Origin of the sequence: Saccharicrinis aurantiacus (assembly GCF_947489045.1) — a bacterium.
In the GTDB taxonomy this organism is placed as follows: Bacteria; Bacteroidota; Bacteroidia; order Bacteroidales; family Marinilabiliaceae; genus Saccharicrinis; species Saccharicrinis aurantiacus.
The window spans coordinates 52,790-65,471 of record NZ_CANLCN010000018.1; the positions used below are offsets into that span (position 1 = coordinate 52,790).

The 12,682-nt window shown below is 34.9% G+C and carries 13 protein-coding genes; 10 read left to right on the plus strand and 3 right to left on the minus strand.

The window, feature by feature from the left end:
• Positions 1-81: 81 nt before the first annotated feature.
• Positions 82-1,449 carry an exonuclease domain-containing protein gene (locus QMO11_RS17525; RefSeq protein ID WP_282038810.1) on the plus strand — a complete coding sequence of 456 codons (1,368 nt, stop codon included), beginning with the start codon at positions 82-84 and terminating at the stop codon, positions 1,447-1,449.
• On the opposite strand, the gene QMO11_RS17530 is transcribed toward QMO11_RS17525, so the two are convergent.
• Together QMO11_RS17530 and QMO11_RS17535 are read right to left on the minus strand one after the other, a co-directional pair.
• Complete coding sequence (locus tag QMO11_RS17530; RefSeq protein WP_282038812.1) at positions 1,439-1,837, minus strand: thioesterase family protein; 399 nt, start codon at positions 1,835-1,837, stop codon at positions 1,439-1,441. The genes QMO11_RS17525 and QMO11_RS17530 overlap by 11 nt on opposite strands.
• A 232-nt stretch (positions 1,838-2,069) precedes the next feature.
• Positions 2,070-3,647 carry a peptide chain release factor 3 gene (locus QMO11_RS17535; protein WP_068473686.1) on the minus strand — a complete coding sequence of 526 codons (1,578 nt, stop codon included), beginning with the start codon at positions 3,645-3,647 and terminating at the stop codon, positions 2,070-2,072.
• Between the two features lie 346 nt (positions 3,648-3,993).
• Here QMO11_RS17535 and QMO11_RS17540 point away from each other — a divergent pair, with 346 nt between their 5' ends.
• From QMO11_RS17540 to QMO11_RS17570, 7 genes are all read left to right on the plus strand, one after another.
• The gene (locus tag QMO11_RS17540; RefSeq protein ID WP_282038814.1) at positions 3,994-4,578 is read left to right on the plus strand and encodes a hypothetical protein; all 585 of its coding nucleotides are present in this window, start codon (positions 3,994-3,996) and stop codon (positions 4,576-4,578) included.
• Between the two features lie 101 nt (positions 4,579-4,679).
• The gene (locus QMO11_RS17545; RefSeq protein WP_282038816.1) at positions 4,680-5,540 is read left to right on the plus strand and encodes a histidinol-phosphatase; all 861 of its coding nucleotides are present in this window, start codon (positions 4,680-4,682) and stop codon (positions 5,538-5,540) included.
• Positions 5,531-5,698 (plus strand): hypothetical protein, encoded by a 168-nt coding sequence (locus tag QMO11_RS17550; RefSeq protein WP_282038818.1) that lies wholly within the window; start codon positions 5,531-5,533, stop codon positions 5,696-5,698. The genes QMO11_RS17545 and QMO11_RS17550 overlap by 10 nt, the downstream gene beginning before the upstream one ends.
• Before the next feature lie 12 nt (positions 5,699-5,710).
• On the plus strand, positions 5,711-7,165 hold the full coding sequence (locus QMO11_RS17555) for an MBOAT family O-acyltransferase (RefSeq protein WP_282038820.1): 1,455 nt from the start codon (positions 5,711-5,713) through the stop codon (positions 7,163-7,165).
• Between the two features lie 3 nt (positions 7,166-7,168).
• Positions 7,169-8,179 carry a hypothetical protein gene (locus tag QMO11_RS17560; RefSeq protein WP_282038822.1) on the plus strand — a complete coding sequence of 337 codons (1,011 nt, stop codon included), beginning with the start codon at positions 7,169-7,171 and terminating at the stop codon, positions 8,177-8,179.
• Positions 8,180-8,187: 8 nt separating this feature from the next.
• Complete coding sequence (locus QMO11_RS17565; RefSeq protein WP_282038823.1) at positions 8,188-8,649, plus strand: GNAT family N-acetyltransferase; 462 nt, start codon at positions 8,188-8,190, stop codon at positions 8,647-8,649.
• A 34-nt stretch (positions 8,650-8,683) separates the two neighbouring features.
• Positions 8,684-9,316 carry a hypothetical protein gene (locus tag QMO11_RS17570; protein ID WP_282038826.1) on the plus strand — a complete coding sequence of 211 codons (633 nt, stop codon included), beginning with the start codon at positions 8,684-8,686 and terminating at the stop codon, positions 9,314-9,316.
• 159 nt (positions 9,317-9,475) lie between these two features.
• Here QMO11_RS17570 and QMO11_RS17575 read toward each other — a convergent pair whose 3' ends face one another.
• Positions 9,476-10,237 carry an exodeoxyribonuclease III gene (locus QMO11_RS17575; RefSeq protein WP_282038827.1) on the minus strand — a complete coding sequence of 254 codons (762 nt, stop codon included), beginning with the start codon at positions 10,235-10,237 and terminating at the stop codon, positions 9,476-9,478.
• 496 nt (positions 10,238-10,733) lie between these two features.
• On the opposite strand from QMO11_RS17575, the gene QMO11_RS17580 reads away from it, so the two are divergent.
• Together QMO11_RS17580 and purB are read left to right on the plus strand one after the other, a co-directional pair.
• Positions 10,734-11,186, plus strand: a complete 453-nt coding sequence (locus QMO11_RS17580) for a C-GCAxxG-C-C family protein (protein ID WP_282038829.1) — start codon at positions 10,734-10,736, stop codon at positions 11,184-11,186.
• Between the two features lie 99 nt (positions 11,187-11,285).
• Positions 11,286-12,632 carry an adenylosuccinate lyase gene (gene purB, locus QMO11_RS17585; RefSeq protein ID WP_068473711.1) on the plus strand — a complete coding sequence of 449 codons (1,347 nt, stop codon included), beginning with the start codon at positions 11,286-11,288 and terminating at the stop codon, positions 12,630-12,632.
• Positions 12,633-12,682 lie beyond the last annotated feature (50 nt).

The window sequence follows — 12,682 nt, forward strand, 5'->3', positions numbered from 1 at the left end:
TATTACTTCGTAAAATATTTTCTAACAAACATATACGCGTTCACTTTTTTTGTTGCTAAATATTTAACTAATATTGCAAACATGCGCTATGCCATTATAGATATAGAAACCACGGGGAATAAAGCCACTCTTGGAAAGATCACAGAGATTGCTATTTACGTTCACGATGGAAAGGAAATTGTAGATGAATTTGTATCCTTAGTTAATCCCGAGCAGTATATTCCTCCTTTTATCACTCAGCTTACAGGTATCACAAATGATATGGTGAAAGATGCCCCAAAGTTTTACGAAATTGCCCGTAAGGTGGTTGAGGTTACTAAAGATTGCATTTTTGTGGCACACAACTCTAGCTTTGATTATGGATTTATTCAAGCTGAGTTTGAAGCTTTGGGATTTCAATATGAGCGAGAAACTCTTTGTACAGTTAAGTTGAGCAGGAAGCTAATACCTGGACATAAGTCGTATAGTTTGGGTAAAATATGTGATTACTACGGAATTGGCATAAACGGAAGGCATAGGGCAGCTGGCGATGCCATGGCAACTGTGAGCTTGTTCGAGATATTATTATCTAAGAACAGTGGTATTATTATCCCGGCAGATAATGGATATGTATCCTTAGCCGATTTGCATCCTAATTTAGATATTAATAAGGTTAAAGAGTTACCTCATAGCACTGGCGTTTACTACTTCTATAATGAATCGGATGAATTAATTTACATTGGTAAAAGTACCGATATCCGCAAAAGAGTATTTAACCACATTGGTAATGTAAAGACTCAGAAGGCTATTAAGATGAAGAGTCAAATTAGTAGAGTGGAATATGCCATTACTGGGAGCGAATTAGTAGCATTGTTAAAAGAGTCGGCAGAAATTAAAAAGAATAAGCCAGTTTATAATAAAGCACAGCGTCGGAATAAGGTGTTTTATGGTATTTTCTCCTTTAAAGATAGAAAAGGTTACATTCGCTTTAATATTGCTAAAAATGATGGCCGTTTAACGCCCCTAATTAGTTTCGATTCACAAAAGGCGGCTAAGGAATATATGATGAATTATGCTGAGGAGTTTAATTTGTGTCAGAAGTTAAGCGGATTATCAGACTCTGTAAGTGCCTGTTTTCAATATCAAATTAAATTGTGCAAAGGTGCCTGTGTGGGTGAGGAAGCCAGTTCAGAGTATAACCTAAGAGCAGAAGCTTTCATCAAGCGTATATCGTTTGGAAATAGTTCTATGATTATAAAAGATATTGGCCGAACTTCTGAGGAAAGTAGTTTTGTACTTATCGAAAAAGGAAAATACCTAGGTTATGGTTTTGTAGCTAGTGATACTTCTGTAACAGATACTAATATTTTAATTGATCAATTGGTTTATCAAGAGGATAATTACGATGCTAAAATTATAATAAAAAGGCAGCTCAGCGAGAATGAAGACCTTGAGGTAATTAAACTTTAGATGCACTTGGTGCTGCAATAAGGTTGTTTTTATTAACTATAATTCTCTCGTGTGCACCAATGGCAATCACGTCATTTTCATCATCCAATAACACAAAATCAAAAAATAGCTTCTCATCATCAATGTACTTTAGATGTACCGATGTAGTAACCGTTTCGTCAATATAAATCGGTTTTGTATGCCTAATATTGATTTCAGCAGTAATAGTTGTATGTTCTTTAGGTAGGTGCTTATTTAAAAGGATATTACAAGTTTGCTCCATCAATAACAATAACGAAGGGGTAGATGCAAAAAGACTGTCTCCTAAGTTTTGGTTTGAAGCGATAAGGTCATCAGTTATCATTTTTTTTAACGATAAACTCATTCCTTGTTTTAAACTATTCTTCATATCTCGTATTTTATAATTTCTAAAATCAATACGTAATTTATTTTTTAAACCTAAAGCATTTAGGTAAACCGTATTGTGTTTTTAGTGTCCTATTTGAACTTATTAAATTACAAAAAAAAAGATAAGATGTATATCAATTTTGACCAGCAGGGTAAAAATACATCACAAAAAACCCTAAGCCAATTATAACAATCAACTTAGGGTATTCTTTTACTTTTATCTTGTATAAATATTAAAACTCACTAGTAAAGTGGAATTCAATATCTTCGAAGTTTTGTTGTGCCAACTGAAGCATGTACGATGAGTCTGCTAAAAACACATCTCTACCTTGCTTGTCTTTTGCCATATATTGGTGCTTTCTTTTCTTAAAGTCAGCCAATTGTGCTGCGTTTTCCGATCTAATCCAACACGCTTTATGTAAGTTAATAGGCTCATATCTACATTTGGCATTGTACTCATGCGCCAAGCGGTGCTCTATAACCTCAAACTGAAGTGCACCAACAGTACCAATTACCTTACGTCCGTTAAAGGAGCTAGTAAATAACTGCGCCACACCTTCGTCCATCAGCTGATCAATACCCTTAGCCAATTGCTTCGATTTCATCGGATCATCGTTCTCAATGTATCTAAACAACTCTGGCGAGAAGCTAGGCAAGCCTTTAAAGCTCATCTTTTCGCCACTGGTTAGCGTATCACCAATAATAAAGTTACCTGAGTCTGGCAAACCAACAATATCACCAGGGAAAGCTTCATCAATAATCGATTTCTTCTCAGCCATAAAAGCAGTAGGAGAGGAGAATTTAAAGTTTTTACCTTGGCGTACGTGCAAGTAGTTTTTGTTACGCTCAAATTTACCCGAGCATATTTTCACAAAGGCAATACGGTTACGGTGGTTCGGATCCATGTTGGCATGAATCTTAAATACAAAACCACTGAATTTATCTTCCTCAGGTTTTACCTCTCTTAAATCAGTGTTCGAAGCTTGTGGTTTTGGCGCAATCTTTAAAAAGCAGTCCAATAACTCGTTTACACCAAAGTTATTTAAAGCACTACCAAATAAAACCGGAGCCAAGTTACCCGCAAGGTAATCTTCCACTTCAAACTCAGGGTAAACACCCTCAACAAACTCATGCTCTTCGCGCAATACTGCCGAAGCATCATCGCCAATGTAGCCTTCAAGTTCCGAGCTATTAATATCAGCAAAGCTAATGCTTTCGCCAAGTGTTTGTTTACTCGCCTCAAACAAGTTAAGGTTCTGTTCAAATATATTATATACCCCCTGAAAGCTTGGTCCGTTTCCAATAGGCCAGCTTAATGGGCGAACGTTAATCTTCAATTCCTCCTCAACCTCTTCCAATAAGTCGAATGGGTGCTTACTTGGGCGGTCCATTTTGTTAATAAAAACAATCACAGGCGTATTTCGCATTCTACACACCTCCATTAACTTACGCGTTTGTGCCTCAACCCCCTTAGCGGCATCCACCACAATAATTACACTATCAACCGCTGTTAAAGTACGAAAGGTATCCTCAGCAAAATCCTGGTGACCCGGAGTATCCAAAATGTTTACCTTGTGCCCACCATATTCAAAGCCCATTACCGAAGTAGCCACCGAGATACCTCTTTGCTTCTCAATTTCCATAAAATCCGAAGTAGCAGTCTTCTTAATCTTATTCGATTTAACAGCTCCTGCCACGTGAATAGCACCACCAAATAACAATAATTTTTCGGTAAGTGTTGTTTTACCTGCATCGGGGTGACTAATAATAGCAAATGTCCGTCTGCGTGATATCTCTTCTTGTAATCCCATTTTGAATCTGTTTTAAGCGGGCGCAAATTTAGTTAATGTATTTAACTTATACTAAACTAAGTCTTTCTTTTATACTAAGTGAGTTTATATATAATGTGGGTGCCTTAACCTGCTATCCGTTATAGCTTCTGCACCTTTGTTAAGTTTGCTTAGTTGGTGCGTGTGCTCCTATGGTCGCAACGCATCAACAAAGCGCCCTAAACAAAGTACTGCAAAAGGCTGTCACTCCTATCAGGGGCGCGGTGCATATAATGTTCCTGAGTAATTACTTAAGAGCATAATTATGGTTTTTATCAGTGTTGCTAATTTTATATATTTGTTAGTCTATCATTTAACCAACTATTTTATGGATGATTCATTAAGTGAGTTTTTAGAGAACATTAGTAAAGTCACAGCCGATTATAAGGAATATGTAAAAATGCGTGATGCTTTTGCTAAAGATTTGTCGCAAGCCCTATCAACATACACACTAACAAAATACCCCTTTATAAATAATAATACCGAACGAGTACAATTTCTTGAGAAGGAAGCTAATGATAATGCGCTATTGGCTTTCGAATATGTGATAGATGCAATTGAAAAGGAAGACTTTGGTGAAGAAGTAAAATCAGACTGGAAAATACCCCGACAACAAACCGATAAAGAATATGAAGAAGAATTAGAAGAGTTCTTAACTCTTATGCCCACCGAAAAGCATAACATTGCCAGAAAGATTTATGGGAAGGATAGAGAAGATCTAATACAGGCCAAGCAGGAAGAAATAGATTTGCATAATGTAATAAAGAGCGTTATAGTGCAGCATTTTGAAGCAGATATTATAGGAATTGATGCTGATAATATCCGTTACCTCGATTACATAAGTTGGTTAATGTGTGGCTTTGGTTTTTTAGATATTATGTACCAATGCGCCGAAGCTAGTGGCTACAATTAACATTGTGGGCTAATATTAATGTGTCTATTTGCTGTAAATACTTTGATTTGCTGAAAAAATGTTCAATTTTTAGGGTTCAAACTGAAAAACTACAACTAATTATGAGTTGGACTAATTATCATGGGCATAGCAAATATTGCGATGGTCACGGCGAAATAGAATCTTACATACAAAGTGCAATTAAACTCGGAATGCCTGTTCTTGGTGTTTCTTCACATGCTCCCGTTCCTTTTGAGTGTTTCTGGACCATGAAACCAGAAAGCCTAAGTAATTACAATGCCGAATTAATTGCGCTGCAAGGTAAGTATGAGGGTAAAATAAAACTACTACGATCACTCGAAGTAGATTACGTGCCCAAGCAAATTGGCCCAAATACCGATTACATAAAAGCGCTTCAGCTCGATTATATTGTGGGCTCCATCCACTTTATTAAGCAACTTAATAATGGCGAATATTGGGCTATTGATGGCAGCTTCGAAGAGTTTCAGCAAGGCCTAAACGAAATATTTAATGGCGATGTAAAAGCAGTGGTTCAGGAGTTTTACCGACTAAACCGCGAAATGATTGACACTCAAGATTTCGAAATAGTAGGGCATCTTGATAAAATAAAAATGCACAATGCTACCGAGGTTGTCTTTAATGAAACCGATCAGTGGTACAAAAACGAAGTTATTGAAACCCTAAAAAGCATTGCTACAAAAGATTTAATTGTAGAAATAAATACCAAGTCCTTAGAACGAAACGGACTTTTATTTCCGGGTATTGAGTGGTTCAGTACCATGTGCGAAATGGGTATTAAAGTAACTATAAATAGCGATGCCCATTTCCCTGAAAAACTAATTGAGGGTTTTGAGTTTGTGGCCGAAGAGTTGCTAAAAGCTGGGTATACCCATTTAAGCGAATACATTGACGGACAATGGCAGCAAGTTTTATTTACAAAACACGGGATTCAATGGAATTAGTAAAAGTAGATATAAATACCCCTTCTCATCAAGCTGCGATTATTGAATTAATGAACGATTATATGCTCGATGGCATGGGGCTTGGCGAACCTATGAAAGAGGGGTTAGGAGGAACTGTTTTCTATTATAGTAATTGTATATATTTGTTCTCCGTTTAAACCTTCTCTAGGATGTTATTTATTTCATTAGATTTTGCCATTTTTTTACCACTGGTATTCTTATTGTATTGGTTTTTAAATAGTAACTTAAAATTTCAAAATTTATTAATAGTAGTTGCTAGTTATGTCTTTTATGGATGGTGGGATTGGCATTTTTTGAGTTTAATATTTTTTAGCACAATAGTAGATTATATAGTTGGTATTAGGATGAGTCATGTTGAGAAAACAAGCTCTAGAAAGTACTTATTATATGTTAGTATTTTCGTTAATATTGGTTTTTTGGCCTTCTTTAAATATTACAATTTTTTCTTAGATAGCTTTATTGCATCTTTCTCAGTATTTGGTTTAAATATAAATGCGAGTTCTCTTAAAATAGTTTTACCAGTAGGTATCAGTTTTTATACTTTCCAAACCTTGAGTTACACAATTGATGTGTATAAAAGGAAACTTAAACCGACTACCAATTTTATAGCGTTTGCTGCATTTGTTAGTTATTTTCCTCAATTAGTAGCTGGACCCATTGAACGAGCTACCCATTTATTGCCACAATTTTATAGTAAACGTATTTTCGATTATAAAAAAGCTGTTGATGGAACTAGGCAAATTTTATGGGGCTTGTTTAAAAAGATTGTAATAGCTGATAATTGCGCCGATTTGGCAAATATTGTATTTAATAATTCAGACGATGTTTATGGTAGCTCATTGCTTTTAGGGGCTATATTTTTTGCCTTCCAAATCTATGGTGATTTTTCAGGGTACTCAGATATTTCCATTGGAACCTCTCGTCTTTTTGGATTTAATTTAATGCAAAACTTTGCTTTTCCATACTTTTCTCGAGATATAGCAGAGTTTTGGCGTAGGTGGCACATTTCTTTATCAACTTGGTTTCGTGATTATGTATATATTCCTTTAGGAGGTAGCAGAGTTAATCGTAATCTCGCTATAAGGAATACTGTTATCATATTTTTAGTTAGTGGTTTTTGGCACGGAGCTAATTGGACCTTTTTATTCTGGGGAATGTTAAATGCTATTTATTTTATACCTCTTTTACTTAGTGGAAGAAATAGAAATAATCTTGGGGTCGTAGCGGACGGAAAGACCTTACCTAATTTAAAAGAGTTATTTCAAATGTTTATTACATTTGGTTTGACTGTTTTTGCTTGGATATTTTTTAGAGCAGAGAATTTGACTCAATCCTTAGACATTATTACTACTATTTTTTCAAAAAGCATATTCCAATTTAATGGCTTTGATTTTTCTGGAACTTCTGTAACACCAAAAAAAATGATATTACTTTTATTCCTATTTGTATTAATAGAATGGAATGCAAGAACACATAAACATGCTTTGGAGTACTTCGGATCTAAATGGCCTAAAGTCATGAGGTATGCTTTATATTATCTGATAATATTTTCATTAGTATGGTTTGGAGGCGAAAAACAACAGTTCATTTATTTTCAATTTTAACTTATGAAAAGATATATTACTAAATTAGTATTGTTTCTATTTCCACTCACTTGTGTTTTACCTGTAGTATTTGTAATTGATTTCTTTAAGATAAATGGTTTTCAAGATTATTATTCAACACAAAAAGTAGGATTGAATAGAGAAATGATCACTACTAAAACTTTCAATTTTTATAGAGAAAAAGAAAAGTATGATTCTTTTATTTTTGGGAGTTCGCGCTCTAATGCGTTTAAAATAAAAGAATGGAAACCACATTTAAACCTCAATTCTAGGGGATTCCATTTTGATGCATCTGGAGAAGGTATTTGGGGTATATCAAAAAAAGTTCAGTATATCTTTGAAGCAGGAGATACAATACGTAATGCTCTAATTATTATAGATAGGGAATTACTAGCTCAAACAGAAATAAACAAAGGGCATCTATTTATACCGATGCCTTGTGTTTCAAAAAGTTCAAACGTTGAATATTATTATTCTTTTTTTAGAGCATCTCTTTCTCCAAAATTCTTAATAGCATATTGTGATTATTATTTATTTGGTAAATATCGCGATTATATGGGTTTTTTAATAAGGAATAATCATTATCCTAAAAGTAAAGCTAATTCAATAAATTGTGATGTATGGTACGGAGAGGATGTTGCAATAAAAAATGATTCTGCTGGTTATTATCAAGAATTAATAGAAAAAGGGATATTTGTGGAACCTTCGTTGATCGAACCTATAAAGTGTAATGTTACGGATAAAGAAGTAGAGTTATTAACGAATATTAAAGAGGTTTTTAATAAACATAAAACGAATTATAAAATTGTGATCTCTCCAATATATGATCAAATTCCATTGGAGAAAGAGCAATTAGAATTATTGTATAAGATTTTTGGGGAACGGAATATCTATAATTTTTCAGGAAAGAATAAATACACACAGACAATTCATAATTATTACGAAACCTCTCATTATAGGCCACATGTGGCTTCCGAAATAATGGATATTATATACCAATGTGATATAAAATAGAGTTCAGCATGGAATTAGTAAAAATAGATATAAATACCCCTTCTCATCAAGCTGCGATTATTGAATTAATGAACGATTATATGCTCGATGAAATGGGGCTTGGCGCACCCATGAAAGCGGGTTTAGCAGAAAAGATTATTGCGGGTTTAAAAGAGCAGCCTAATTATTTAGGCTTTCTTTATTTTGATGGAAAGGAGTTTGTTGCCTTAGCCAATTGTTTTGTCGCTTTCTCAACATTTAAAGCCAAGCAGCTTTTTAATATTCACGATTATGTGGTGCATCAAAAATATAGAGGAAAGGGTTATGGACGTTCCTTTTTAAAAGCCATAAAAGATTATGGTGCTGAGCACGATTTTTGCAAAATAACCTTAGAAGTAAGGCACGATAACCCGAAGGCTCAGGGACTTTATAAATCACTAAAATTTGAAGAGAGCAACCCTCCAATGTACTTTTGGTCGGCAGAGTTGTAATGGCTAATAAAATTGGCCAATTTTGAATTAGTTCATGCAAAGATATTTTCAACTTTTTATACTCCTTTTTATTCTATTTTCCTGTGCACAGGTATCAGAGCGCAGGGTTATTGGGAAAGTAAATGTCTATACTCATTATTTATCCTATAAATTAAAGAATGAAAGACCGGTATTCGATGTGGATTATTCATACTCAACACTAAATGATTCGGTTATACTTTTGAAATTGTACAGGTATGGCGATTTAAAATATAAGTCGATTGATTTAACGAATGATACTGTTGATTATCAGAAATGGTATTTGTGTTCAAAGGAGTCATTAAAAACACCGACGGTCGATTATTTATCAGACCCTAACCTAGTATATAGTGAGTACTTTATTTTGGACTTTAAAAAAGAATATAAGATAGACGGTAAATCACATGATGTTTTATCATTATTGATTGATAATGATGGAATAGACGGAGATTTAAGATTGTTTTTTAATGAAAAACTCGGTCTTTTAGCAGAATATTCTCATTCAGGTTTTGATGCACGTTTATATTGGGAGTCTAATGAAGAAAGCTCAAATGGGATGAGAAAGAAGTTAATTACCGAACTAATTGCCGATTCAATCTTCTTTCCTTATCCAATAGAATTATATAGTACACCACGAATAAATAGATAGTGGTTTCTTTGAATAAGAAATGCCCATCATTTTTCAAAAACCACCCAACGATTTTCAAAAAATAATGGACATTTTTTAAAAAACATCCGTCATTTTTCTAAAATCATTGGGTGGTTTTTGTGTATTAACCTTAAACTATCTTTTTTTAGAGTTGAATATCTATAAATCAACCCCAACCGGACAATGATCCGACCCCATTACATCCTTTAAAATATAGGCATCTTTTATTTGTGGTAATAGGCTTTCTGAAGATAAAAAGTAGTCGATGCGCCAACCTACATTCTTACCACGAGCTCCAGCTCTGTAGCTCCACCACGAATACATGTCTGTTTTATCAGGGTTGATGTGGCGGAATGTATCGGCTAAGCCACCTTGTGTGAACCTGTCCATGCCATCAATTTCTTCTTGCATAAAACCGGCGGACTTGTTGTAGTTTGGTTTTGGTCGAGCTAAGTCAATGGCTTTGTGTGCTACGTTAAAATCGCCACAAACTAAAACAGGCTTCGTCTTTTCAAGGTCTTTTAAATAGTTGAAGAATGCCTTATCCCAATCTTGTCGGTATGGGAGGCGCGCCAAAGCACTACCTGAGTTGGGTACATAAACAGTGACCACATAATAATTTTCGTACTCGGCACATAAAACCCTTCCTTCGGTATCGTGCTCTTCAATGCCCATATCTTTAGTTACGTTTAGGGGCTTGGTTTTTGAAATAATGGCCGTACCCGAGTAGCCTTTCTTTACTGCTGAGTTTGAGTAAATATGATAACCTTCGAGCGGAGCAAGGGTTTCCGCCACTTGATCGTCTTGTGCTTTGGTTTCTTGTAGGCAAAAAACATCGGCATCTATATTTTTAAAATCTTCAAAAAAATTCTTTTTGGCAACGGCTCTGATGCCATTTACATTCCACGATATTATTTTCATTATGCTTTTGTCTTATACTAAATACCTGGGTATTTATATTTTTTGTAATATTTTACAAATATAACTTTATACGGCATTTTATGTTTCGAATACTTTATATTTTACTGGGTGTTATTTGCCGCGACCTCGATAGGCGTGATAGCCCTTTGCTTTTGTGGCTTTGTGCAGCTTACTTGGTGGCTGCGACCGCAGGAAGCACCCGCACAAGTTAGCTAAACATGGCCACAAAAATAAAGGCTAAAACAGATAGCGAGATATGGTTCGCCATAATATTACTTTTTCTTGTACTTATCTGTGGTTTAGTTTATTTTTGGGAAACATTTATACCAAAAACATCATCAAATGATTGCTATAAATTGTTTCTATAAAGCTTCTACTGCTTCATAAAATATCAACGTAGCTAAGGCTATATCTCTATTTTATGCATCGTAGAATTTTTAAATAATTCAATTTCTTATCAATCATTCAATAATGCATTTGGTATTAAACCACTAGCATGGCAAATAAAACATCAGATTTAGAAAAGGGCGTGCAACTTTTTAACGCCGGTTGTAATTGCGCGCAGGCCACACTGCAAGGTATTGCGCCTGATAATATGAACTCGGAACAAATGCAATTGATATGTTCTGCCTTTGGCGGAGGAATTGCACGATACGGAAAAACCTGTGGGGCTGTTACGGGTGCCCTGATGGGAATTGGTTTAAAATACGGTTATACCCTGGATACAAAGGATAGTGAAGCGGCAAAGTGTTTAAATTTATCGCAGTTATTGGTTTCTAAATTTGAAGCGGAATTTGGTTCAAGCGATTGTAAAGCCCTAATAGGTTATGATATTTCAGACCCAGAGAAAAAGGAGTTAGCTGGTAAATCGGGTGTTTTTGAAACACGATGCCCTAAATTTGTAGCGGGAGCCATAAAAATAGTTGAGGATATGGAAGGCGAGGGATAAAAATGTAACCTCAATTAAAAAAGCGAACCTTTTATATGGATAAATAAATTTGTGTGAATATAAAAATGTTATTTTTGCACTTTCAAAATTTAAATATTAATGATGGATATACAGTTATTGACGGCAATTTCGCCAGTAGACGGACGATACAGAAGCAAGGCGGATGGTTTAGCACTTTATTTTTCAGAGTATGCATTAATTCGCTACCGTGTTTTAGTGGAAGTGGAGTATTTTATTACGTTATGTGAGCAGCCATTACCACAACTGGCAGATTTCGATAAGTCGCTTTATAACGATTTAAGAGATATTTACAAGAAATTTCAGTTAGAAGATGCCGAGCGTATCAAAGAAATTGAAGGGGTAACTAACCACGATGTTAAGGCTGTAGAGTATTTCATTAAAGAGAAATTTGACGTTCTTAAATTAGATAAATATAAAGAGTTTATTCACTTCGGATTAACTTCACAGGATATTAATAACACCGCGATTCCTTACTCGTTGCGCGATGCTGTTAACGAAATGTATTACCCATTATTAGAAGAGCTAATTGAGCAATTAGATGGCTTATCTAAGGATTGGGAAGATATTTCAATGTTAGCTAAAACGCATGGTCAGCCAGCTTCTCCTACTCGTTTGGGTAAAGAGATGAAGGTATTTGTGGAGCGTTTAAATACACAATTGAACTTGTTAAAAAGGATTCCTTGTTCGGCTAAGTTTGGCGGTGCTACAGGAAACTTTAACGCACATAAGGTTGCATATCCTGAAATTAACTGGGTTGATTTTGGAAACAACTTTGTAAATAATGTATTAAAATTAGATAGAGAGCAGTATACAACTCAAATTTCTAACTACGATAACTTAGCTGCCATTTTTGATAGCTTAAAGCGTATTAATACAATTATGTTGGATCTTTCGCGCGATTATTGGACTTACATTATGATGGAGTACTTTAAGCAAAAGATTAAAAAAGGTGAGGTAGGTTCAAGTGCTATGCCACATAAGGTAAATCCAATCGATTTTGAAAATGCTGAAGGTAACTTAGGTATTGCCAATTGTTTGTATGAGCACTTATCGGCAAAACTTCCAGTATCTCGCTTACAGCGCGATTTAACTGATTCAACCGTATTACGTAACATTGGTGTACCTATTGCACACACGGTTATTGCCATTAAATCCCTACAAAAAGGATTGGGTAAATTGTTATTAAACAAAGCGGCTATAGATAAAGATTTAGAGGATAACTGGGCAGTAGTTGCTGAGGCTATTCAAACTATTTTACGTCGTGAGGCATATCCAAACCCTTACGAAGCGTTAAAAGAGTTAACAAGAACAAATGAAGGCATTACAGCCAAAAGTATAGCTGAATTTATTGAAACTTTAAATGTATCAGAAGCAGTGAAAGATGAACTTCGTTCAATCTCTCCTCAGTCTTATACAGGAGTTTAAGCATTTCGGTATAATTTTTTTGAAAGTCAGCCTTGCTATTACTACTTTAG

Bases quoted from the DNA above. Each gene is read 5' to 3' on its own strand.
- QMO11_RS17525 (WP_282038810.1), top strand. From the start codon at position 82: ATGCGCTATGCCATTATAGATATAGAAACCACGGGGAATAAAGCCACT.
- QMO11_RS17530 (WP_282038812.1), bottom strand. From the start codon at position 1,837: ATGAAGAATAGTTTAAAACAAGGAATGAGTTTATCGTTAAAAAAAATG.
- QMO11_RS17535 (WP_068473686.1), bottom strand. From the start codon at position 3,647: ATGGGATTACAAGAAGAGATATCACGCAGACGGACATTTGCTATTATT.
- QMO11_RS17540 (WP_282038814.1), top strand. From the start codon at position 3,994: ATGGATGATTCATTAAGTGAGTTTTTAGAGAACATTAGTAAAGTCACA.
- QMO11_RS17545 (WP_282038816.1), top strand. From the start codon at position 4,680: ATGAGTTGGACTAATTATCATGGGCATAGCAAATATTGCGATGGTCAC.
- QMO11_RS17550 (WP_282038818.1), top strand. From the start codon at position 5,531: ATGGAATTAGTAAAAGTAGATATAAATACCCCTTCTCATCAAGCTGCG.
- QMO11_RS17555 (WP_282038820.1), top strand. From the start codon at position 5,711: ATGTTATTTATTTCATTAGATTTTGCCATTTTTTTACCACTGGTATTC.
- QMO11_RS17560 (WP_282038822.1), top strand. From the start codon at position 7,169: ATGAAAAGATATATTACTAAATTAGTATTGTTTCTATTTCCACTCACT.
- QMO11_RS17565 (WP_282038823.1), top strand. From the start codon at position 8,188: ATGGAATTAGTAAAAATAGATATAAATACCCCTTCTCATCAAGCTGCG.
- QMO11_RS17570 (WP_282038826.1), top strand. From the start codon at position 8,684: ATGCAAAGATATTTTCAACTTTTTATACTCCTTTTTATTCTATTTTCC.
- QMO11_RS17575 (WP_282038827.1), bottom strand. From the start codon at position 10,237: ATGAAAATAATATCGTGGAATGTAAATGGCATCAGAGCCGTTGCCAAA.
- QMO11_RS17580 (WP_282038829.1), top strand. From the start codon at position 10,734: ATGGCAAATAAAACATCAGATTTAGAAAAGGGCGTGCAACTTTTTAAC.
- purB (WP_068473711.1), top strand. From the start codon at position 11,286: ATGATGGATATACAGTTATTGACGGCAATTTCGCCAGTAGACGGACGA.